The sequence below is a fragment of the Eubacterium sp. BL-380-WT-2B genome, assembly GCF_009696115.1.
Classification (GTDB): Bacteria; Bacillota; Clostridia; order Eubacteriales; family Eubacteriaceae; genus Eubacterium; species Eubacterium callanderi.
On sequence record NZ_VUMP01000005.1, the window covers coordinates 407,240 to 427,844 of the forward strand.

General features: G+C 44.7%; 16 protein-coding genes and 2 CRISPR repeat arrays (1 of these 18 only partly in view). Of the genes, 12 read left to right on the forward strand and 4 right to left on the reverse strand.

Translation table 11 applies throughout. The annotated features are described in order from the left end of the window. Positions 1–7: 7 nt before the first annotated feature. The 4 genes from FYJ53_RS12225 to FYJ53_RS12240 form a co-directional block, all read right to left on the reverse strand. Positions 8–1,561: a sensor domain-containing diguanylate cyclase gene (locus FYJ53_RS12225; RefSeq protein WP_148428559.1), complete on the reverse strand. Its 1,554-nt coding sequence runs from the start codon at positions 1,559–1,561 to the stop codon at positions 8–10. 264 nt (positions 1,562–1,825) lie between these two features. Continuing rightward, on the reverse strand, positions 1,826–2,758 hold the full coding sequence (gene metA / locus FYJ53_RS12230; protein ID WP_013378484.1) for a homoserine O-succinyltransferase: 933 nt from the start codon (positions 2,756–2,758) through the stop codon (positions 1,826–1,828). 78 nt (positions 2,759–2,836) lie between these two features. Then, positions 2,837–3,763, reverse strand: a complete 927-nt coding sequence (cysK, locus tag FYJ53_RS12235; RefSeq protein WP_148428561.1) for a cysteine synthase A — start codon at positions 3,761–3,763, stop codon at positions 2,837–2,839. A gap of 21 nt (positions 3,764–3,784) precedes the next feature. Next, positions 3,785–5,071: an O-acetylhomoserine aminocarboxypropyltransferase/cysteine synthase family protein gene (locus FYJ53_RS12240; RefSeq protein WP_154557357.1), complete on the reverse strand. Its 1,287-nt coding sequence runs from the start codon at positions 5,069–5,071 to the stop codon at positions 3,785–3,787. A 228-nt stretch (positions 5,072–5,299) separates the two neighbouring features. Here FYJ53_RS12240 and FYJ53_RS12245 point away from each other — a divergent pair, with 228 nt between their 5' ends. The 12 genes from FYJ53_RS12245 to cas2 all read left to right on the forward strand — a co-directional run bounded on the left by FYJ53_RS12245 (position 5,300) and on the right by cas2 (position 19,839). Further along, the gene (locus FYJ53_RS12245; RefSeq protein WP_013378487.1) at positions 5,300–6,562 is read left to right on the forward strand and encodes a deoxyguanosinetriphosphate triphosphohydrolase family protein; all 1,263 of its coding nucleotides are present in this window, start codon (positions 5,300–5,302) and stop codon (positions 6,560–6,562) included. Between the two features lie 182 nt (positions 6,563–6,744). Beyond that, positions 6,745–7,564: a CRISPR direct-repeat array (repeat unit 30 nt; unit sequence GTGAAGATTTAACATGAGATGTATTTAAAT). Between the two features lie 366 nt (positions 7,565–7,930). Further along, positions 7,931–8,941 (forward strand): 3-deoxy-7-phosphoheptulonate synthase, encoded by a 1,011-nt coding sequence (gene aroF, locus FYJ53_RS12250; RefSeq protein ID WP_090412141.1) that lies wholly within the window; start codon positions 7,931–7,933, stop codon positions 8,939–8,941. Between the two features lies 1 nt (position 8,942). Further along, entirely contained in the window at positions 8,943–9,845 is a 903-nt protein-coding gene (locus FYJ53_RS12255) for a prephenate dehydrogenase (protein ID WP_013378491.1), read from the forward strand. A 395-nt stretch (positions 9,846–10,240) separates the two neighbouring features. After that, positions 10,241–11,011 carry a TatD family hydrolase gene (locus FYJ53_RS12260; RefSeq protein WP_148428565.1) on the forward strand — a complete coding sequence of 257 codons (771 nt, stop codon included), beginning with the start codon at positions 10,241–10,243 and terminating at the stop codon, positions 11,009–11,011. Between the two features lie 337 nt (positions 11,012–11,348). Continuing rightward, on the forward strand, positions 11,349–12,041 hold the full coding sequence (gene cas6, locus FYJ53_RS12265; RefSeq protein ID WP_148428568.1) for a CRISPR-associated endoribonuclease Cas6: 693 nt from the start codon (positions 11,349–11,351) through the stop codon (positions 12,039–12,041). A gap of 14 nt (positions 12,042–12,055) precedes the next feature. Continuing rightward, positions 12,056–13,795: a type I-B CRISPR-associated protein Cas8b/Csh1 gene (locus FYJ53_RS12270; protein ID WP_148428569.1), complete on the forward strand. Its 1,740-nt coding sequence runs from the start codon at positions 12,056–12,058 to the stop codon at positions 13,793–13,795. Then, the gene (locus FYJ53_RS12275) at positions 13,788–14,723 is read left to right on the forward strand and encodes a type I CRISPR-associated protein Cas7 (RefSeq protein WP_148428571.1); all 936 of its coding nucleotides are present in this window, start codon (positions 13,788–13,790) and stop codon (positions 14,721–14,723) included. Before FYJ53_RS12270 ends, FYJ53_RS12275 begins: the two co-directional genes overlap by 8 nt. 1 nt (position 14,724) lies before the next feature. Beyond that, the gene (gene cas5b / locus FYJ53_RS12280) at positions 14,725–15,465 is read left to right on the forward strand and encodes a type I-B CRISPR-associated protein Cas5b (protein WP_148428573.1); all 741 of its coding nucleotides are present in this window, start codon (positions 14,725–14,727) and stop codon (positions 15,463–15,465) included. After that, positions 15,452–18,037, forward strand: coding sequence for a CRISPR-associated helicase Cas3' (cas3, locus tag FYJ53_RS12285; protein ID WP_148428575.1), 2,586 nt, complete (start codon positions 15,452–15,454; stop codon positions 18,035–18,037). Before cas5b ends, cas3 begins: the two co-directional genes overlap by 14 nt. 10 nt (positions 18,038–18,047) lie before the next feature. Continuing rightward, positions 18,048–18,542, forward strand: coding sequence for a CRISPR-associated protein Cas4 (locus FYJ53_RS12290; protein WP_148428577.1), 495 nt, complete (start codon positions 18,048–18,050; stop codon positions 18,540–18,542). Positions 18,543–18,553: 11 nt separating this feature from the next. Then, a complete protein-coding gene (gene cas1b / locus FYJ53_RS12295; RefSeq protein ID WP_148428579.1) occupies positions 18,554–19,552 on the forward strand; it encodes a type I-B CRISPR-associated endonuclease Cas1b in 999 nt (332 codons plus the stop codon). After that, positions 19,549–19,839 carry a CRISPR-associated endonuclease Cas2 gene (cas2, locus tag FYJ53_RS12300; RefSeq protein ID WP_013378500.1) on the forward strand — a complete coding sequence of 97 codons (291 nt, stop codon included), beginning with the start codon at positions 19,549–19,551 and terminating at the stop codon, positions 19,837–19,839. The genes cas1b and cas2 overlap by 4 nt, the downstream gene beginning before the upstream one ends. Before the next feature lie 180 nt (positions 19,840–20,019). After that, positions 20,020–20,605: a CRISPR direct-repeat array (repeat unit 30 nt; unit sequence GTTGAAGATTAACATGAGATGTATTTAAAT); it runs 490 nt beyond the window's last position.

A 20,605-nucleotide genomic window follows, 5' to 3' on the forward strand; every position in this document is an offset into this window, starting at 1 on the left:
ACACACCTCAGTTCTGATGAATTTTGTAATAACCTTTTCCGTTTTGTTTCACAAAGTACAAGGCCTCATCGGCGTCGGCGATCATTTTTTCCAGCTTCATGCCAGGCTGGCAGAGGGATACGCCGACACTGCACTGGACATTGATCTGCTGACCGGCTGAGCCGATTTCAGAATGAAGCCTCAGAACAAGCTCCTCCAGCACGCTGCGCAGTTCAGCTTCGTCGTCCAGGTTGATCAGCAGCATGACGAACTCATCACCGCCGTACCGGCTGACGAGGCCGTCGTATTTCTTCTCGTATTCCCGAAGGATATAGCCTACATTTTTCAGGGCGACGTCGCCGCCGTAGTGGCCGTAGGTATCGTTGATGGATTTGAGGTTATCCATGTCCACAAAGCAGAGGGCGCTGGTATATTCGGGATTGATCTTCTGCAGCTGGGCCTCGGCCTGGTTGAGAAATACCGAACGGGTCACCAGACCAGTTAAGGCGTCGGACAGGCCATCGCTGGTCAGACGGATAATTTCATTGAAATCGACGTTTTCGGGACGCTCATCCTGATAGAGCTTCTTTTCAAGCTTTTCCACAGATTCTACAAGGAGGTCCACGCTATGCATCTGTCCCGCAATATAACGCCGCAGCAGAAAGGACAGTCCAAGACACAGCAGCGCCGCCAGCGCCGCGACCAACAGGAGGCTGGGGAGGATTCCCAGGAAAGCGGTACGGAAATCAACAGAGCACAGCAAATCCCAGCCTGTGTCCTCGACCCGCTGGTAGGCAGTGTAGACAAGACTGCCGTTCTGGAGGCTCCAGTAATCCCCTGGTTCCGCGGCTAAGAGCTGTTCCTGAAGCTTATCCGGCGTTGTGCCGATGACCCTGGCGTTTTGCAGCTCCTTCATCAGCGGCTCACCGTAGGGCAGCCCCGCGGTAGAGGACATGATTTGCCCCTGTGAACCGATCAGGGTTGCCTCATAGCCGCTGGTGGCCGCGGACTGTTTTAAAATATCGACCACCTCGTCAAAATAGATGGCGCAGAAGAGACAGCCGGTAATATTATTCTGCGCGTCAAGCAGAGGAACAGCCACTGTATAATTGAGGGTTACACCGTCGGCTCCGGCGGCAAAGCTGTCGGTAACCTGGCGCTGTCCGGTGGAAAACAGCCGCTGCATATAATCCCGGCTGGCCAGGCTGGCAGGCTCGGAACCATCGGAGTAGACGGTGATATTGGAGTCCACATAACAGATCATCAGGTAGTCGAAGTATGGGGACATCTGGTCGAGCTTTTTCACCTTTTCAATGGGCGGGACATTTGGGTCATAAAACTCCGGCAGGCTTGCCAGTGATTCCAATAGCGTAATGGATTCGTCGATGCGCTGCGAAGTCTGCGCATGGACATTCGACAATAAAACCTGGGCGTTGGATTTCATCTGGCTGAAGGACAAAACAGCGCCGCCAAGCATAATGGTGGCAAAAATTAAAAGACAAAAAACAGCAACATACCGAAAAATCGGCGAGAAGGAAATTTGCCAGTTTCCGTCCTTGCTTTTTTGATTATTTTTATTCATGGAGAGCTTGCCTTTCTTTCGGGTGCGATCATTTACAGGCCAAAATATAAATTGTTTTTCATAAAAGATCAGTATTTTTTATAGTTTGCTTTCTTGGTACCTTTACAGAACAAATTATATCATACTTGCCGGGACAAAGCAATTTGCCGGCAGGGGCTGCTGTCCTTTATAACGCTGGGATTGAGCGTGATGGCTGAAGTTTTTTAGAAAACAAAAAGCTGTAGCATCCCTTTGAGGAATGGTACAGCTTTTGCGGAAAATCGTTTAGTGATGATCAAAATCCGGATTGTTATCCAGGTCATAGGGCGTTGCCTGATAAACGTAATAATTGAGCCAGTTGAAAAAAAGCAGATTGGAGTGGCCTCGCCAGCGCACCACGGGTTTTTTCGAAGGGTCGTCGCCCGGGTAATAGTTGTTGGGAACATTGATGGGCTTCCCCTGAGAGACATCCCGGTCGTATTCTTTTTTCAGAGTATCCCAGTCGTATTCGCTGTGGCCTGTGATAAAGATCTGCCGCCCTTCCCTGGCGGTTACAATGTATACGCCCGCGTCGTCGGACATGGCCATCATGGAGAGCTCTGGTACCTTTTCGATATCCTCGCGCCGTACCTCGGAATGACGGGAGTGGGGCACGTAAAAAATATCATCAAAGCCGCGGAAAAGCGGAATGTATTTTTCTTCAAGATGGTGTTCGAAAACGCCGAAGAGCTTGTGGTCCAGGTTGTGCTTGGGCACGCCGTAGTGGTGGTATAAAGCCGCCTGGGCGCCCCAGCAGATGTGAAGCGTGGAATAGACGTGGGTCAGGCTCCAGTCCATGATATCCACCAGCTCGTCCCAGTAGTCCACTTCCTCAAAGGGGAGGGTCTCGATGGGCGCGCCGGTGATGATCAGGCCGTCAAAGTATTCGTAGCGTACATCGCTGAAGGTTTTATAGAAAGTATCCAGATGCGCCTGGTCGGTATTTTTGCAGTCATGGGTATCGGACTGCAAAAGGGTGACATCCACCTGGATAGGGGTATTGCCCACGAGCCGCAGAAGCTGGGTCTCGGTAACAATCTTGGTGGGCATCAGGTTCATGATGGCGATTTTCAGCGGACGGATATCCTGTGTGGTTGCCCGGTCCTGGTCCATGACAAAGATGTTTTCATTCTCGAGAATCTGAAAAGCAGGCAGATCGCCTGGGATTTTAATAGGCATAGAGTCACTTCCTTTTTTAGTTAATGTCGGTTAAGGCCAGATTGCTGCGCCTTGCAATCCGGCCTGCCCGGGCTTTATTTAATTAAAAAGCGGTGTGGATAAATAGCGTTCTCCTGTGTCGGGCATCAGGACAACAATGTTTTTTTTCGCGTTTTCTGGCCGCCTGGCAAGCTCTATGGCTGCCCAGACCGCGGCGCCGGAGGAAATACCGACCAAAAGGCCCTCAGTTTTGGTTAACACACGGGCGTAGGCGTAGGCGTCTTCATCCTTGACTGGAATGATCTCATCGATGATGTCAAGATCCAGGACCGCTGGAACAAAGTTTGCGCCGATCCCCTGGATGGCGTGAAAGCCAGCGGGCTCACCCTTTAACACCTGTGAACTCCAGGGCTCCACAGCAATGATCTGCACGTCTGGATTTTTTTCCTTTAACCCCTTTCCCACGCCGCCGAGGGTGCCGCCTGTGCCAACGCCGGCCACAAAGATATCCACGCTTCCGTCCAGGTCATCTAAAATTTCGACAGCGGTGGTCTTTTCATGGGCGATGGGGTTGGCGGGATTTTCAAACTGCTCCAGAATAATGGAGTTTGGAATCTTCTGGTTAAGCTCTCTGGCCTTGTCGATGGAGCCCTGCATGGCCATATCGCCATCGGTCAGGACGATTTCTGCGCCAAAAGCCTTGAGCAGGCTCCTCCGTTCAATGCTCATGGTTTCCGGCATGGTCAGAATGAGGTGGTACCCTCTGAGGGTTGCCACCAAAGCCAGGCCAATGCCTGTATTGCCGCTGGTGGGCTCAATGATCGTGCCGCCGGGAGCAAGGAGGCCCTTCTCCTCTGCGTCGAGGATCATGGACAGGGCGATCCGGTCCTTGACACTGCCGCCGGGATTGAAAAATTCCAGCTTGCCGAAAAGGTTAGTCTCCAGCGCCTCCTTTTCCATCAGGTGGTTAAGCTTCAGCAGCGGTGTGCCGCCGATGAGCTCGGTTAATTCTTCATAGACTTTCATTTGATTATACTCTCCCTGTTTCTATTTCTGTGAAAGCTGCAGCGCGTCGTCTAAGGCGCCGATTAAGTCACCGGCGTTTTCCAGACCGATAGACACGCGGATCATATCCTCTGTAATGCCGGCTGCCAGCAGCGCGTCGCCGGAAAGCTGCTGGTGGGTCGTGGTCGCCGGGTGGATCACCAGGGACTTGGCGTCCGCTACGTTGGCGAGATGGGTGAAAATCTGGATATGATCGATGAACCTGCGTGCAGCCTCAATGCCGCCTTTAATGCCAAAGGTAAAGATGGAGCCTGTGCCGCGGGGAAAATATTTTTTGGCCAGAGCATGGTATTTGCTGTCTGTCTGGTCAGGATAATTTACCCAGGTAACTGCGGGGTGGCCGGATAAAAAGTCAATGACCCGGCGGGTGTTTTCCACATGGCGGTCCAGCCGCAGCGAGAGGGTCTCAAGGCCCTGAAGCAGCAAAAAGGAATTGAACGGGCTGATACAGGCGCCAGTATCCCGGAGCATCTGGACGCGGGCCTTCGTGATAAAGGCAGCCTCACCGGCATCCCGGGTGTAGACAATGCCGTGGTAGCTTTCGTCAGGCTCTGTGAATTCCGGGAATTTGCCGCTGCCTGCCCAGTCAAAGGTACCGCCGTCCACGATGACGCCGCCGATGGTGGTGCCGTGGCCGCCGATGAACTTGGTGGCAGAGTAAACCACAATGTCCGCGCCAAAATCCAGTGCCCTGAAAAGATAAGGGGTGGCAAAGGTGTTGTCGATGATCAGCGGGATTTTATGGTCATGGGCAATTTTCGCAACAGCCTCGACATCGACGATGTTGATGCTGGGGTTGCCGAGGGATTCGATGTAAATGGCTTTGGTGTTTTCATTGACCGCAGCTTCAAAGTTCGCAGGATCGTCCGGGTCCACAAAGGTGGTTTTGATGCCGAATTTTGGCAGAGTCGCGTCAAACAGGTTGAAGGTGCCGCCGTAAAGGGTAGAGGCAGCGACGATTTCGTCACCGGCCTGGGCGATGGTCATGATCGTCAGGGTGATAGCCGCAGAGCCAGAAGCTACCGCCAGAGCGCCGACACCGCCTTCAAGGGCGGCCATACGCTTTTCCAGTACGTCAGAGGTCGGGTTCATGATACGGGTGTAGATATTGCCGTTTTCCTTTAAGCCAAAGAGGTTTTCTGCGTGTTCGGTGCTGTCAAAGGCGTAGGAAGTGGTCTGGTAAATGGGCACTGCCACAGAATGGGTTACAGGGTCCGGGGTTTGTCCGGCGTGAAGCTGGAGGGTTTCAAATTTCAAGTTTTTATCCATGATTTATCTCCTTAATGCATGAAAACATATTAATTTAATAAGAATTATATGTAATATACCATTATTCCATATGCTTGTCAATGCAAATAATGCTTTACGGGCTTTTAAAAGTGCTGTATAATAAAATTTAAGGAAGCATTTGGACCTGAGGAATCCATTTGTGGAAGAAAGCCCGACGGAAAGCCCGGAGGGCTTTTTTTAGAATTTACGGAAAGAAGGTGACAGGAAATGATCAATACACAGGGACGTCTGGCCAGGGTGGCAACTGTTCCAGAGTCCGGAAAATGGAAGGCCGCCACTGCCAGACAGCATACGCTGTACCAGAAGGAGGGCGATATCCGCACACCCTTTGGGAGAGATTTTACACGGATACTCCACAGTACAGCCTACAGGCGTCTCAAGCATAAAACCCAGGTGTTTTTCTCGCCGGGGAATGACCACATCAGTACCCGTATCGAGCATGTAAACTACGTGGAATCGGTAGCGTCCACCATCTGTGAGTACATGGGGCTTAACGTAGAGCTGGCAAGAGCCATTGCCATCGGCCATGATCTGGGTCATCCGCCCTTCGGCCATCACGGTGAAAAAGTGCTCAATGACATTGTCCGAGATGAGAAGCTGTGGAGCGGCCAGAATGGTCAGTATTACTGGCATGAAAAAAACGGGCTGCACTTTGTGGATAATATTGAGCTTCTGGAAGGGCCGGACCGGAAAAAATATAATCTTGATTTGACCTACGGGGTGCGGGATGGTATTATTTCCCATTGCGGCGAAGTCAGCGAGGCCGCCCTGTACCCAAGAGAAGAAGCCATTGACCTGTCAACCTTTAAGCGCGTCAACCAGTTTTCACCCTTTACATGGGAGGGCTGTGTGGTTAAGCTGGCCGACAAAATATCTTACCTGGGCCGTGACATCGAGGACGCGCAAACGCTGGATATCCTGAGTGACGGCCAGCTGGAGATACTTGACGGCATCGTGGCAGAGTATTTTGAAAAGCAGGGACAATCCAGAGGAAATGTCAACAACACCACGGTGATTCACCTTTTGATCCTGGACCTTGGAAAAAACAGCTCTGTTGCGAATGGCCTGCGTTTTTCTGACGAGGGTTTCGAGGTCTTGAAAAATATCCAGGATTTTAATGTAAAAAACATCTACCATCACGAGCGGCTGAACGGCTATAAAGACTATGGAGAATTGATTATACACCGGGTGTACGACGCGCTGAAGGAGCTCTACAATCGAGGCGAGATCGCAGAAAAACTTCCCTATTTTCAAAAGCAATTCCCCCTGTTAACTACCAATTTTATGAACTGGATCAGCGACTACTGGAATCAGACCGACCGGCGGACAGAAGGATGTCCTCTGCAAAACCAGATCATCTACCACATCCCCGAAGAACCTTTGGATTTCTACCGGGCCATCATTGATTATATCTCCGGTATGACGGACCAGTTCATCGAAAAGATCTATCAGGAGCTCATCCGGTTTTAACCGTTAGATTTACCAGGGGCTAAGAAATGCCAAAAACCCAGAAGCCCGTTAACAGAAGGGATTAAGCCTCTGTATGAAAAGAAAGGCTAAACAAAGCCAGAACCTGGGAAAATATCGAGAAAAGGCCCTGACCAGACGGATTGAGCAAAATTGGTGTTATTAAAAACGGCTTGAATGCTGTGGTGAAGATTTAACATGAGATGTATTTAAATCTATAATTAAACCGGATGACCTTGTGGTTTAAACCGTGAAGATTTAACATGAGATGTATTTAAATACGCAAAAATTAACTCGATTCCACTTTGAATAATAGTGAAGATTTAACATGAGATGTATTTAAATAAGTTAATTCCTGACGGAAAAACCTTCGATATCCGGTGAAGATTTAACATGAGATGTATTTAAATAAAATTGGAATGTCCCGCCCGAAGCACTGTCTGTAAGTGAAGATTTAACATGAGATGTATTTAAATATTTCACCAATACTGGCGGGAAGAAAACCAGCTTCTAGTGAAGATTTAACATGAGATGTATTTAAATGGCCGTCTTTGCCATTCTTACCATCAGCCCCGTCCTGTGAAGATTTAACATGAGATGTATTTAAATATGACACCTTGAGCTTTATCAATGATTGCCTGACTTCGTGAAGATTTAACATGAGATGTATTTAAATACGGAAAGATTGACACCTTAATACAAGATACCACCATGTGAAGATTTAACATGAGATGTATTTAAATACAATGAGGCCCATCTAAAATACCTCCGATACTTCTGTGAAGATTTAACATGAGATGTATTTAAATGAGATTTCCAGGCAAAGAATGGGCTAGCCGCGGATGTGAAGATTTAATATGAGATGTATTTAAATTGGGTCAGGGTGGCTTTGTCGATCAGGGTGATCACGGTGAAGATTTAACATGAGATGTATTTAAATTTTGCCGGGACAATCATTTCTCCTTTGTGCACCATGTGAAGATTTAACATGAGATGTACTTTTCCCTACCAGCCCCCAATGTATTTTTACAAAAACGCGTTGACAACTCGCGGAAACAGGTCTATAATGAAAAACAACTTAAAAAACTCAGTAAAGGAAAAACGTCATGAAGGATTTAAGAATGAGCTTAAATGCATACTTTTACTTTAGCCAGGGCTATTATTATGGTGCTGGTTACTTTGCGTGCATGAAATTAAGTTCACCTGAGAGTCGTTTTGCGGTGTCATAGAGGCATTGTAAATTTTCCAATACTGAAGAAAAATCAGTTTATTAAGGGAGACTCGGTGAGTCTCCCTTTTCTTTTGCCCTAAAATGCCTGCAAGTGCACATGCAGGCCGTGAATTCAAATAAAAACCTAAGGAGAAATACAAATGATTGTTGTCGTAAAACCAGGAACCCCGGAAGAAGAAGTACAGAAACTGGCCGCTGCCATTGAGAACCAGGGATTAAAAATCCATTACTCTCAAGGGGTGGATCATACAATTTTAGGTTTAATTGGAGAGACCCAGACCATTGACGTCCATAAGCTGCGTTCAAATCATATCGTTGAAAAGGTCATGCGGGTACAGGAGCCTTACAAAAAAGCAAACCGTGCTTTCCATCCGGATGATTCAATTATTGATGTTCAGGGAAACCTCATCGGTGAGGGCCATGTTTCCGTTATCGCAGGCCCCTGTTCTGTGGAAAGTGAGGAACAGATCATTGAAATTGCCCGAGCTGTCAAAGCATCTGGCGCTAAATTTTTGAGAGGCGGCGCTTTCAAACCCAGAACATCGCCTTACTCATTCCAGGGGATGGGCGCAGATGGTCTGGAGCTGCTGCTTTTGGCTAAAAAGGAAACCGGGCTGCCCATTGTGACTGAACTGATGGACATGTCTCAGCTGCCGCTCTTTGATGAGGTGGATGTTATTCAGGTTGGCGCCCGTAATATGCAGAATTTCACCATGCTCAAGGAACTTGGCAAAATTGATAAACCGATTCTGCTGAAACGCGGCCTGTCCGCTACCATGCGGGAATTCCTCATGTCAGCGGAATACATCATGGCAGGCGGCAATGAGCAGGTGATCCTCTGTGAACGCGGTATCCGCACCTTTGAAAACGCGACCCGCAATACCCTTGACCTCAGCTGTATCCCACTGCTCAAGAAAAAGAGCCATCTGCCCGTGATCATTGACCCCAGCCACGCCACAGGCATTAACTGGATGGTGGAATCCATGTCAAAGGCCGCCATTGCCGCCGGCGCGGACGGCGTTATGATTGAGGTGCACAATAAGCCTGAGGAAGCGTTGTGTGACGGGGACCAGGCCATTACGCCAGATGAATTCAATAAAATTATGACCACACTCAAAAAATACGCAGAATTTGAGGGAAAGGTTCTTTAGGATGGAGACATTAAAAGGAAAAACCGTCAGCTTTATCGGTCTGGGGCTCATGGGCGGCGCCCTGGCCATGGGCATCCGAAAGCAGGGGCCGGATAAGATCTGCGCCTTTGACATTAACGAGGAGGTTCTGGAGGACGCTCTGAGGAAAGAGGTTATCGACTGGGGTGTCAGCGAACCGGAAGGGATACGCCAGATTCTGGGAGTATCTGATCTGGTGGTGATTTGTCTTTATCCACAGCTTGCGCTGGATTTTATTTTGGAATATATGGAGGACTTCAAAGAGAACGCTGTTATCACTGATATTACCGGCGTTAAAAAGCTGTTGGTCGATCAACTCAGGGGAGTGCTTCGGGAGGATCTGGATTTGATTCTGGGCCATCCGATGGCCGGCAGCGAAAAAGAAGGCTTCGGCAATGCAGATGATGCCATCTTTAAGGACCGCAATTATATTTTAGTTCCTCAGCCGGAAAACAAACCGGAAAATCTGGCTTTTATCAAAGAGATTATCCGCAATCTGGGCTTTGTGAATATCGTGGAAACCACTGCAGAAGTCCACGACCAGAAGATCGCCTTTACCTCGCAGCTCTGCCATGTTATCGCCAGTGCCCTGGTGGACAGTGAGGAGGATCTCCACATCACGGATTATGAAGGCGGCAGTTTCGGAGACCTCACACGCATTGCCATGATCAATGCAGGCATGTGGACAGAGCTGTTTATCTGCAATAAGGAAGCATTGGTAGACCAGATTGAAAAGTTTGAAAAAAGTATGGACACCATGAAAAAAATGATCCAGGCTGAGGACAGTGACGGACTCACAGAAATTTTAAGCAATGTTCGGAAGAAAAGAATTACCATGGAAGTGGACCGACAGAATAAAACATCGGCGAGAACACAAAAAGCTTAAAACTTTCTGAAGGGAAGTTTGCACAAAGTGAGAGCGAAAACGAGTATCATTATCGTGAAAACTGTTACAGAAAAGGTGCAACGCATTTCACTATTGACTTATTTTCAAAAGGTTGTATACTATAGACAAATAAACAAATACCAATTGAAACTCCCCTGTTTCAAGCGGTGCAGATTTGTTTATTGAGCTGTGAGTAGTGAGGCTCACAGCGGAATAAAATCATATATTACCCCCCCTCTCCCCTATAGAGAAACCCTCGAGACAACGTCCCCCTTATGCGTTGCGAGGGTTTTTCTCTTTTTTGAATTTATTCTGGAAATTTGGAAATAAATCTTTTTAAGGACTTTCATAATGACATCTGTTCGATTATAATAAACCAGAAGGAAGTGATAAAAATGTTAGCTGACAGCCACGCGCATTTAGATGATGAGCGTTTTGAAAATGAAGTGGATACGATCATCGAAAATGCCCGGGAGGCCGGTATCGGTTTTATTTTAAACCCCGGCACCGAGGAAAGTACCAGCGTTCGCGCTATAGAGCTGAGCCAGACCTATGATATCGTCTATGCCGGTGTCGGGTTTCATCCCTCTGACTGCGCGTCCTTTGATAAAAATAAGCACCCAAAAATGATCCGAAAGTGGTGTGAACAGGATAAAGTACTGGCCATTGGAGAAATTGGCCTGGATTATTATTATGACGATGGCGCTCCGAGAGATTTGCAGAAGAAGGTATTTGAGGAACAGATCGGCCTGGCAAATGAACTGAAAAAGCCCATCATCGTTCACGACCGCGATGCCCACGGCGACTGCCTGGATATGGTAAAATCCTGTCTTGATCCCAATGTCGGCGGGGTATTTCACAGCTATAGCGGAAGTGTTGAGATGGCCAAAATTCTCCTCGATTTTGGGCTTTACCTCTCCATCGGCGGCCCCCTGACCTTTAAAAATTCCAGAAAAGCCCCTGATGTGGTCAAATATATGCCGCTGGACCGGCTTCTCATCGAAACCGACAGCCCTTACCTCACCCCAGTCCCCTACCGGGGAAGACGCAACGAGCCCGCCTATGTCCGTTTTGTGGCCGAAAAGGTCGCAGAGATTAAGGAGATACCAGTGGAAGAGGTGCAGGAAACAACATTTGAGAATTGTCGGAGGTTGTTTGGCGTTTAAAAATAGAAGATTGAAGTTTAACGTGTAGATGTATTTAAATGTTAGTTTATGTTTGAAAAATAGTTTTTGAAGTTTAACATGCGATGTAAGTGTACTGTATAATCCAAGCGGAATCAAACGCTTGGATTTTTTTGTTGATGTTAATGGCGTTGTTTGAATCTATATTTTTAGCGAATAGAATCAGTTAGTTTACGTTTGAAAAAATAAACAAAAAGTGCTTGACAAATATACTTTTGGAGAATAGAATGTATGTAAAGAAGTAAGCGAGGAAAATACCAAAAAGCAAAATAAAAAATGTGTTTTGAGTTTTAGAAAAAATATAACGGGGGTGAACTATATGAATGTGTACGAAGGACGGTTAAAAGTATTTTTACTCAAGGATATTTCAATTAATTCAGTTCAGGAAAAAATCAGCGCATTGATTGACAAAGCACTGGTGCAGAATGAAAAGATGGCGGCGTTTCATCAAAAGATCGGCTATAAAAATTACTGTTTCTCTGGGTTTTTCCCGGTGGAACGCGAGAGGGTTTACAGGCAGGATAAAATTTACACCATACAGATACGGACAATAGATGAAAATTTGATGAATTATTTCAAGGAACACCTCATCAATGCTTATACCGAAGAGATGAAGTCTCTGACCATGACCGTAAGAAGAATCAAAAAAATTCCCATCGGCCGAATCTACACATTAACGCCAGTGATCCAGAAATCCGGCGGCGGTTACTGGAAAGAGATTGTCACACTTGATGAATTTGAACGGAGACTTAAGGAAAACCTGATCAAAAAATATAACAACTTCACGGGTGAAAAATGTGACGAAGACTTTGATCTTTACACGCATCTGCAATTTGACAATAAAGGCCCGATCTCCTGTCCTTATAAAGGAATAACCTTATTGGGAGACAAGATTACTTTACAGCTTGCGCAGAATCCCATGGCTCAGGAGCTTGCCTACATGGCACTGGGCTGCGGGCTTGGGGAAAATAACGCAAGAGGAAACGGCTTCTGCGCTTATAAATACCTTTAGAAAGGGGTGAGAGAATGCTTAAGGAATGCCTTGATGTCTTTAAAAAAATTTATGAAGAAAAAGGAGAAAGCCTGATTTTAGATACCTATGTTCCAGCGGAAGGCTCTTATGTTTTGGTCGACAGGAATGGAGCGATTAAAGAGATTAAAGAACTGCCGAAGCAGAAAGAACCGCCGGAGGATTTTGAAAGCTTTATTGAAAAGGATTATCTCTCTAAACTTATCTCTACAGATAAGCCGATGGATAAGAATAAGAAAATTCATAGCAATAATTATTATTCTTTTTGGGTGAAAAAAAATAATATTAAGCCCGATAAAACTGGAAAAATTCTATTGTCAAAAGAAGTTATCAAAGGATATTATGATCGTCTAAGTGAGCCAAAGAAAAAATATGACAAAAAAGGCCAAAAGCTTTATGATATGGTCGAAAAAGAAATTGGAGAACCAGAACTTAATAAAATAGAAAAGTATAAAGCTTGGATTGAAGAACATATTTTTACGATTATTTCAGATAATAATTTAAAAGACGATAAAAATTATCTTAAAATTTATTTTGAAGAGGATATAAATTTATATCAGAAAGAAAGTAAGCGTTATATAGTTCCTAATGCTTATAATAAGACGAAATATAACGTCGAAATTGAAGATGAAATCTTTGGATTATCGAATGACAATATGGGACTTAATGATAAAAAGCCCTATCTTGATAATAAAACCCGTAAAAATACTTTGCCTTATCTTATTTCTTCTAAAGAATTAGCGCTTCAAAATAAGTTTTTCGATTATTTATACAATCAGGCCTGTCTTGGGAAAAATAATATTTATTTAAACGAGAAAGACGGAATAATAGCGCTCAGCAACAACGAATCACTCAAACAATCCTTTAGAGGGTATTATTTGCGAATACAAAAGGGGAAAGAGCTTGAAATCCACGACTTCGACGAGATTACAGGGTTTGAAGCGGAAATCGAGCCCATTGAGTTGAAACAGTATATCCCTGTTCCGGAAAAGAATGCGACAGATCTAGTGTATGAAAAAGTTAAAAAACTCGAAGATGTAAAAATACTTATTAATTCAGTATTTTTTAAAAAGTTTTTAATCACAAATTTTTTTACAGACGCAAAGGATATCCGGCTCAATGATACAAAAGTTAAGGAGGAGCTGCTCAGGTGCCGTACCGGGTATTTCAACTGGTTTTTTAAAGGAGAGTCCGTGGCTGTAAGATCCTTTTTTGCGGAGAGCTCGCTGGTATTGATTAAAAATTCAATTTTAAACAGACATATTCCAAAAGCGATCGAACAGTTTAATGTGCGGGAATCAATATTGAATTATTTTGAAGGAGGAGAAAGAATGGAACAAACATATGAAGAGATTTTTGAGCGTTTAAGTGAAATGATAAACAGCGACACGCGGAGTACAATTGAAGACGATGCAATGTATTATTATGCTGCCGGACAGATCGCCCAGTTTTTGCTTTCTTTAAACCAGTCAAGCAAACCAACACCAGCCCTCGTCAATCCGGTTATTAACGCCAGAACAGCGCAGCAGCTTCAGGTTGTTTTAGAGAGATTGTATAAAAAGTATAATTACGCGATTAAATACCCCCAGAGGATTTCAAGGCTATACTCGATGTTTTTGCTGCATATCCCAGAGAATAAAAAAACGGACAGTCAGATGCTTATCGCGGGATATTTGGACAGAAGCCTGGTCTATGAAAAGAAAAATAAAAACGAAGGAGAAGCAGAAAATGAATAAACGTGTTTACGGTGTGCTCGGAATTAAATCAATTATGGCCAATTGGAATGCCGATTTTAGCGGAATGCCAAAAGCGATTTCAACAGGTGAGGTGTTTGGCAGTGACAAAGCCTTTAAATACCCCATGAAAAAAATGTGGGATGAACAGGGAGAAAAAGTGCTCTATATTAAGTCTTTCAAAGCGGAAGAAGATAAAAAAGAAGGCATCAAGGTGCGTCCGCGATCATTGAAGGAGCGCTATGAACAGATTTTTGAGGTAGAGGATCTTAAAAAAACAAATGATAATAAAGCAGTGTTAACAAATCTTTTTAAGGCCATCGATGTCAAAAACTTCGGTGCAACCTTTGCGGAGGGCGGTAATAACACTTCCATCACCGGGGCGGTCCAGATCACCCAGGGTTTTAATCAATATGACGGCCATAATGTTGAAGAACAGCAGATACTGTCACCCTTTAGAGATGGCACAAAGGAAGATGCCGAGCAGTCCACCCTCGGCACAAAAATTGTCAGCAACGAAGCCCATTATTTTTACGGATTTGCCATTAATCCGACAGCCTACAAAGATTTTGTGGAAATGGGCGTAACTGAAGGCTATACTGAAGCCGATTATGAAAAATTCAAGGAAGCCGCTTTAATGGCAGCCACGGCCTTTAACACCAATGCAAAGGTTGGCTGTGAAAATGAGTTTGGCCTGTTTGTGGAAACGGAAGCGGATCTGTACTTGCCGGATTTAGCGCAGTTTATCCGATTTAAAAAAACAGAGGATAATGAAAAAGGCGTCATATCTTTAGGGTTAGACGAGCTGTTAAACGCCTTTGGCGACCGGATTTTATCCATAGAAATCTATTATAATCCCCTGACGACAATCCTGGAAGGCAGCTTGGATAAGGCGAAGGCCTACCATATTTTCACAAAGGAAGCGCTTTAAAATGAAAGCCCTGAGATTTCTGTTAAGGGGGAAGACCGCTTTTTTCAAACAACCGGATGTCAATACTTACTGCTATTATACCTACGGCTGTATCCATAAGGTCGCCCTGCTGGGAATATTTGGTGCGGTGATGGGCTTCCGGGGGTATAACGGGCAGACTAAAGCAGAAACCTACCCGGAGTTTTATGAAAAGCTGAAGAGACTGAAGGTATCGATCTGTCCGCTGAATGAAAAGGGCTATATTCCCAAAAAGGTACAGACCTTTAACAATTCGGTGGGCTATGCCTCTAAGGAGGAGGGCGGGAACCTCATCGTCAAGGAGCAATGGCTGGAAAATCCGAAGTGGGAGATCGCTTTTCTCGTAGACGATCCACAGTCTGAGAACCTCGCGGAGCGGATTTTAGAATCCCGGTTTGAGTTTTTACCCTACCTTGGAAAAAACGACCATACTGCGGTCATCGAAAATGTGGAGGAAGTGGAACTGGAGGCAGAGACAAAAAGGGAGAATTTGAGAGTATACGGACTTTTTCCGGCAAATCAGGGCAGCCTGTCAGAGAATTTTGCTCGCCGCCCTCTTGGCCGGGAAGTACCATACAAATACCAGGAACGACTTCCGGTGGCTCTGGAACCAGCGTGTAACCAATACGTGACACAGGCGATGATCGACACGAATCAGCGGGTTTCTCTGACCGATGCGGCCAGCGTTTTCCGTCTGGAGGAGAGACATTATGTCTTTTTCTAAAAAAGTAAATTCCTATTTTGAAAAGACGCCAGTTTTTGATTTTGCAGGGCTTATCGAAACCGATAAGCCCTTTTATGCACACATCAAAGATGAAAAAAAAGCGGAAAACTTACAGGAGCATCTGGATTTAACTCTGGATTATTTCGGCCTTCTGTGCCGGGAAAAACACCTGGAAAGTGTGTTCAGATGTCTGGAAAAAAACTTTTTTCCAGACTGCGCCAGAGAAACGGTGTCTTTGTGGCGCGAAATGATTTTGAATACCCTTTATCTGCATGACATTGGAAAGATTAATCCCAATTTTCAGCGGGGTAAGATGCAAAACAAGGCTTTTAGTCGCACTGAATCCAATAACCAGAACCACTCTGCTTTTTCAGCCCGCGTTTATTTTGATTATTATTATCAAAAAATTGATGCGGTAGAGGACGACCGGCAGTATGATTTGTTTTTCGTTTTTCTGCTGCTCAACACCTTTGTCATCCAAAAGCATCACGGCAGTCTGACGGAATTCAGCGTTTTTCTGGAGCGGTTTGAGAATGATTTGAGCGAGACGAGAGAGGAACTGGAGGCTTACAGGAATCTGACGACTTTTGACACTGCCGCTGGACTCGGTTTGTTTTTTGAGGAAAGGCTGAATATTATACATAAAAATAACCCGTGGAAATGTGTGGATTTTTACATCTATACCCGATTCCTCTACGCTATTCTGGTTGCCTGCGATTTCTACGCAACCTCAGAATACATGAACGGCGCCCCGGTTGATGATTTTGGCGTACTGGATGACGTCACGCCCTATCTAGATGCGTTCAATGCCGATCCCGTCACACAAAATATCCGAAAAATTAAAAAAGATCAAGCGCCTGATGGCGATATTAATATTTTAAGAAGCCGGTTGTTTTTAGAAGCAGAAGAAAATCTGCTTCATAGCCAAAAGGATAATGTGTACTATTTAGAGGCGCCCACGGGCTCTGGGAAGACGAAAACCTCCATCAATCTGGCTTTGCAGCTCATAAAAAAGGATCAACAGCTCAACCGGATTCTCTACGTTTTTCCCTTCAACACCCTGGTCGAGCAAACCCGGGATTCCCTGGAAGAATGCTTTGGGAAAGCCCTCGGCGAAAAAATGGGGGTCATTAACAGCATTACACCCATCAAGAAATACGGGGAAACGACCGATGAAGGCGAATGGGATTATACAAGGCAGGATAAAATTGATTATGAAAAGTCTCTGCTGGCCCGGCAGTTTATGCACTATCCCATTGTGCTGACCACCCATGTGAAATTTTTTGAGGGTATTTTCGGAACAGGCCGCGAGGCGGTATTTCCGCTGGCGCATCTGGCGAATTCCGTCATCATTCTCGATGAAATACAGAGCTATAAAAACCGGATCTGGAAGGAAATCATTATCTTTCTGAAAGCCTATGCGCGTATTTTAAATTTTAAAGTGATCATTATGTCCGCAACCCTGCCAGATTTAAACCGGCTCAGTGTTGGAGATGAAAAGGTGACTTATCTCGTGAAAAACCGGGAATTTTATTTTCAAAATCCCCTGTTTAAAGACAGAGTAGAGCTGGATTTCTCCATGCTGGAGCTGGAACCGGAAGAAACCTTTGATGCGCTTTTAAAAAAGGTCCTCGAGGTTTCAAACGCCCTCAGGAAAAATCCAGACGCTGAAAACAAAATTGTGGTTGAGTTTATCAAAAAAGCTTCGGCTGTTGATTTCTATAACCGTTTGAAGGACGTTGTGGAAAATGATCGGGTATCCATTGAACTGATGACCGGGGATGACCACAAGGCGGAACGCAAACGGATTATCAGCCAGGTGAGAACAGCAGAAAATATCATACTGGTAGCCACCCAGGTCATAGAAGCCGGCGTCGATATCGACATGGACATTGGCTTTAAAGACACCTCTATTCTGGACGCCGAGGAACAGTTTCTCGGGAGAATCAACCGTTCCTGCCGGAAAAAAGGCGCTGTCGTGTATTTTTTCAACCTGGATTCACCCGATATGATTTATCAGAAGGATATCCGTAAAGCCGATAATTTGAGGCTGACCGGCGCCAACAAGGCCATGCAGGAAATCCTGATCAATAAAGAATTTTCAAAATTTTATGCCTGCGTTTTAGAAGGCCTTGAGGCGCAGAGCCGAAAAGAAAATGATTTAAATCTGGAAGTTTTTCGGGACCGGCATCTGTGGACTTTCAATTTTCCCGAGATACAGGAAAGGATGCGCCTGATTGACGATAATCGGAGGAAAGTATCCCTGTTCCTGAATACGGAGGTTATCAGTGAAGACGGAGAAGTCCTTGTTGGAAGCCAGGTGTGGAAATCCTACGGAGCGCTATTGCAGGATGCGGCAATGCCCTATGCTGAAAAGCGGGTCCGTCTGTCAGAGGTGCAGGCAAAGATGGACTACTTTATCTATGAAGTTGACAAAAGCTTTGCTGATGCCTGTGTGTTGTGCCAAGACGAGCTTTTGGGTGAGCTGTACTATTTTAAGGACGGCGAGCGATTTTTTGAAAACGGAAAATTCAGCCGTGAAAAACTAAAGCGTGAAAACGACTTTCTGTGAGGAAAATAAAATGAAGGTTAACGGAACCCTGGTCAATTATTATTTTCATTGTAAAAGGCAGTGCTGGCTGCATGGAAACCGCATCAACCTGGAAAGCAACAGTGAAGATGTGAAAATTAGAAAAGCCCTGCACGAGATAAGGGCAGAAGAAAGTGAATCGACGGAAATCAGCATTGAGAATATCCGTTTAGATAAGATTACGAAGGATTATCTGGTCGAGGTAAAAAAATCGGATGCGGATTATGAAGCGGTCAAATGGCAGGTACTGTTTTATTTAAAGGTTCTGAAGGATAAGGGGATCGAGCGCAGAGGAAAAATTGAATTTATCGAAAAGAAAAAGGCCGAGCGGAAAATCTATTATGAGGATTTAACCCAGGAGCGCGAAAAAGAATTAGAGGAAATCATTCGCGCCATTGAGACACTGCTGGAAACCCCCTTTCCGCCTGAGCGGGAGACGGGTAAAAAGTGTCGTCAATGCGCGTATTTTGACTACTGTGTTTTATAGGAGAAGGTAAAATGGGAACAACAAAGTATTTAACCTCCATGGGTGAGCTGAGCCGAAAGGATAATTCGCTGTGTTTTCGAGTGGGCAGCCGCAACAAGTATATTCCAGTTGAGCAGGTCAGTGAGATTTATTGTATGTCTGAAATATCGCTGAACACCAAGCTGTTGGATTTTTTGGCGAAAAATGAAATCATTGTACATTTTTTTAACTATTACGGCGGTTACAGCGGTACCTTTTATCCCAAAGAGCATTTGGTCAGCGGGAAACTGCTCATCGCGCAGGTAAAAGCATTTGAAAATCGGCGTTTAGGCATTGCGAAGGCCATCGTAGGCGGCATTGGAAAGAATATCGATGAACTGCTGTATCATTATTATAAGCATGATAAAAAAGACGTCAAGCCGACCATTGACTGGATCAGGCATGACTTGCCTGATCGGATCGGCAAAGCAGAGGATGTCAAGCAGGTTTTGCAGGCCGAGGGCGAAATCTGGCAACGGTTTTACAGCAGCTTTCAGTATTTTCTGCCTGAAGATTTTATCATGAACAAAAGGGTCAAACGGCCTCCGGATAATCCAATCAATGCTTTGGTCTCCTTTGGAAACAGCCTGCTGTACAGCAAAACCGTGTCGGTGATTTATCAGACCCATCTTGACCAGCGGATCAGCTTTCTTCATGAGCCTTCAGAGGGACGTTTTTCTCTGAGCCTCGATTTATGCGAAGTTTTTAAACCAGCCATTGTTTTCAAGACAATTTTTGATGTGGTCAATAACCGAAAACTACAGGTAGACAAGCATTTTGAAAAAAAGCTGAATTATTGTATCCTGAATGAGGAGGGGCGAAAAATTTTTATTAGCGCCTTTGAAGCCCGTTTGGACAGTGTGTTTGAGCATCCAAAGCTCAAACGAAAGACCAGCTATCGGACTGCGTTGAAGTTGGACTGCTATAAGCTGATCAAAGACATTCTTGAGGAAAAGCCATTTATCCCCTTTAATATGGGAGAGAAGCTATGAGTACAGATAAAAATTTTAATTATAATTATGCCTTCGTGTTTTATGATATTAATGAAAAGCGTGTGGCTAAAATTTTTAAAATTTGCAAAAAATATCTTGTGCATTATCAGAAATCTGTATTCAGAGGAGACATAACCCCTTCAAAATTGATTGCCCTGAAAAACGAACTGAAAAAAATTATTGTTGAAGATGAAGACTTCGTCTGTATTGTAAAACTGCTGAATGGAAATGTCTTTGGAGAAGAAGTCATGGGCATCTCCGAATCCTCAGAAGACCTTTTTCTGTAGTTCTGTTTTACCAGGCACAGAAAATTTTAAAAAGTCAAAATCCTTTTAAACAAAAGGTTTGAGCGCCATTTGAAAGAAGAATTGACGAAAATCTCTGCGGCTGGTAAATTTGTAGAGAAATGGCTTGAAATCAAGGGTCTTAGAGAATATAAATAGAGGAAGAATGGCTTGATTGTTATGGTTGAAGATTAACATGAGATGTATTTAAATGCCACGGTCACCGTGTCAAGGGCATACCATAAAGCAGTTGAAGATTAACATGAGATGTATTTAAATGCGTCGTCGGTTGTCCATACTTTGTACTGTGCGTTGGTTGAAGATTAACATGAGATGTATTTAAATTAATCCACATCGTTTCAATTGGGAGGGGCTTGTAAGTTGAAGATTAACATGAGATGTATTTAAATGAAAAGCACGTGGAAAGCCAATTATGTAAGTATTTTGTTGAAGATTAACATGAGATGTATTTAAATTTATTGAACCGCTCACATACTTCTTTTACATGGTGTTGAAGATTAACATGAGATGTATTTAAATGCTCTTCCGCGAGGCTGAGCCCTTTGCCGGTTTTGAGTTGAAGATTAACATGAGATGTATTTAAATAATTGAGCCTCGAATGGATCATGGCGTACTGATCGTTGAAGATTAACATGAGATGTATTTAAATATATCTTTTTGCGACCATTATAACAAAGAAAATATCGTTGAAGATTAACATGAGATGTATTTAAATCCAGCATGTTTCGGCCAGACTGGACTAAATGGT

Excerpts from the sequence above, each read along its gene's own strand:
- FYJ53_RS12225 (WP_148428559.1), bottom strand. The coding sequence starts at position 1,561 with ATGAATAAAAATAATCAAAAAAGCAAGGACGGAAACTGGCAAATTTCC.
- metA (WP_013378484.1), bottom strand. The coding sequence starts at position 2,758 with ATGCCTATTAAAATCCCAGGCGATCTGCCTGCTTTTCAGATTCTCGAG.
- cysK (WP_148428561.1), bottom strand. The coding sequence starts at position 3,763 with ATGAAAGTCTATGAAGAATTAACCGAGCTCATCGGCGGCACACCGCTG.
- FYJ53_RS12240 (WP_154557357.1), bottom strand. The coding sequence starts at position 5,071 with ATGGATAAAAACTTGAAATTTGAAACCCTCCAGCTTCACGCCGGACAA.
- FYJ53_RS12245 (WP_013378487.1), top strand. The coding sequence starts at position 5,300 with ATGATCAATACACAGGGACGTCTGGCCAGGGTGGCAACTGTTCCAGAG.
- aroF (WP_090412141.1), top strand. The coding sequence starts at position 7,931 with ATGATTGTTGTCGTAAAACCAGGAACCCCGGAAGAAGAAGTACAGAAA.
- FYJ53_RS12255 (WP_013378491.1), top strand. The coding sequence starts at position 8,943 with ATGGAGACATTAAAAGGAAAAACCGTCAGCTTTATCGGTCTGGGGCTC.
- FYJ53_RS12260 (WP_148428565.1), top strand. The coding sequence starts at position 10,241 with ATGTTAGCTGACAGCCACGCGCATTTAGATGATGAGCGTTTTGAAAAT.
- cas6 (WP_148428568.1), top strand. The coding sequence starts at position 11,349 with ATGAATGTGTACGAAGGACGGTTAAAAGTATTTTTACTCAAGGATATT.
- FYJ53_RS12270 (WP_148428569.1), top strand. The coding sequence starts at position 12,056 with ATGCTTAAGGAATGCCTTGATGTCTTTAAAAAAATTTATGAAGAAAAA.
- FYJ53_RS12275 (WP_148428571.1), top strand. The coding sequence starts at position 13,788 with ATGAATAAACGTGTTTACGGTGTGCTCGGAATTAAATCAATTATGGCC.
- cas5b (WP_148428573.1), top strand. The coding sequence starts at position 14,725 with ATGAAAGCCCTGAGATTTCTGTTAAGGGGGAAGACCGCTTTTTTCAAA.
- cas3 (WP_148428575.1), top strand. The coding sequence starts at position 15,452 with ATGTCTTTTTCTAAAAAAGTAAATTCCTATTTTGAAAAGACGCCAGTT.
- FYJ53_RS12290 (WP_148428577.1), top strand. The coding sequence starts at position 18,048 with ATGAAGGTTAACGGAACCCTGGTCAATTATTATTTTCATTGTAAAAGG.
- cas1b (WP_148428579.1), top strand. The coding sequence starts at position 18,554 with ATGGGAACAACAAAGTATTTAACCTCCATGGGTGAGCTGAGCCGAAAG.
- cas2 (WP_013378500.1), top strand. The coding sequence starts at position 19,549 with ATGAGTACAGATAAAAATTTTAATTATAATTATGCCTTCGTGTTTTAT.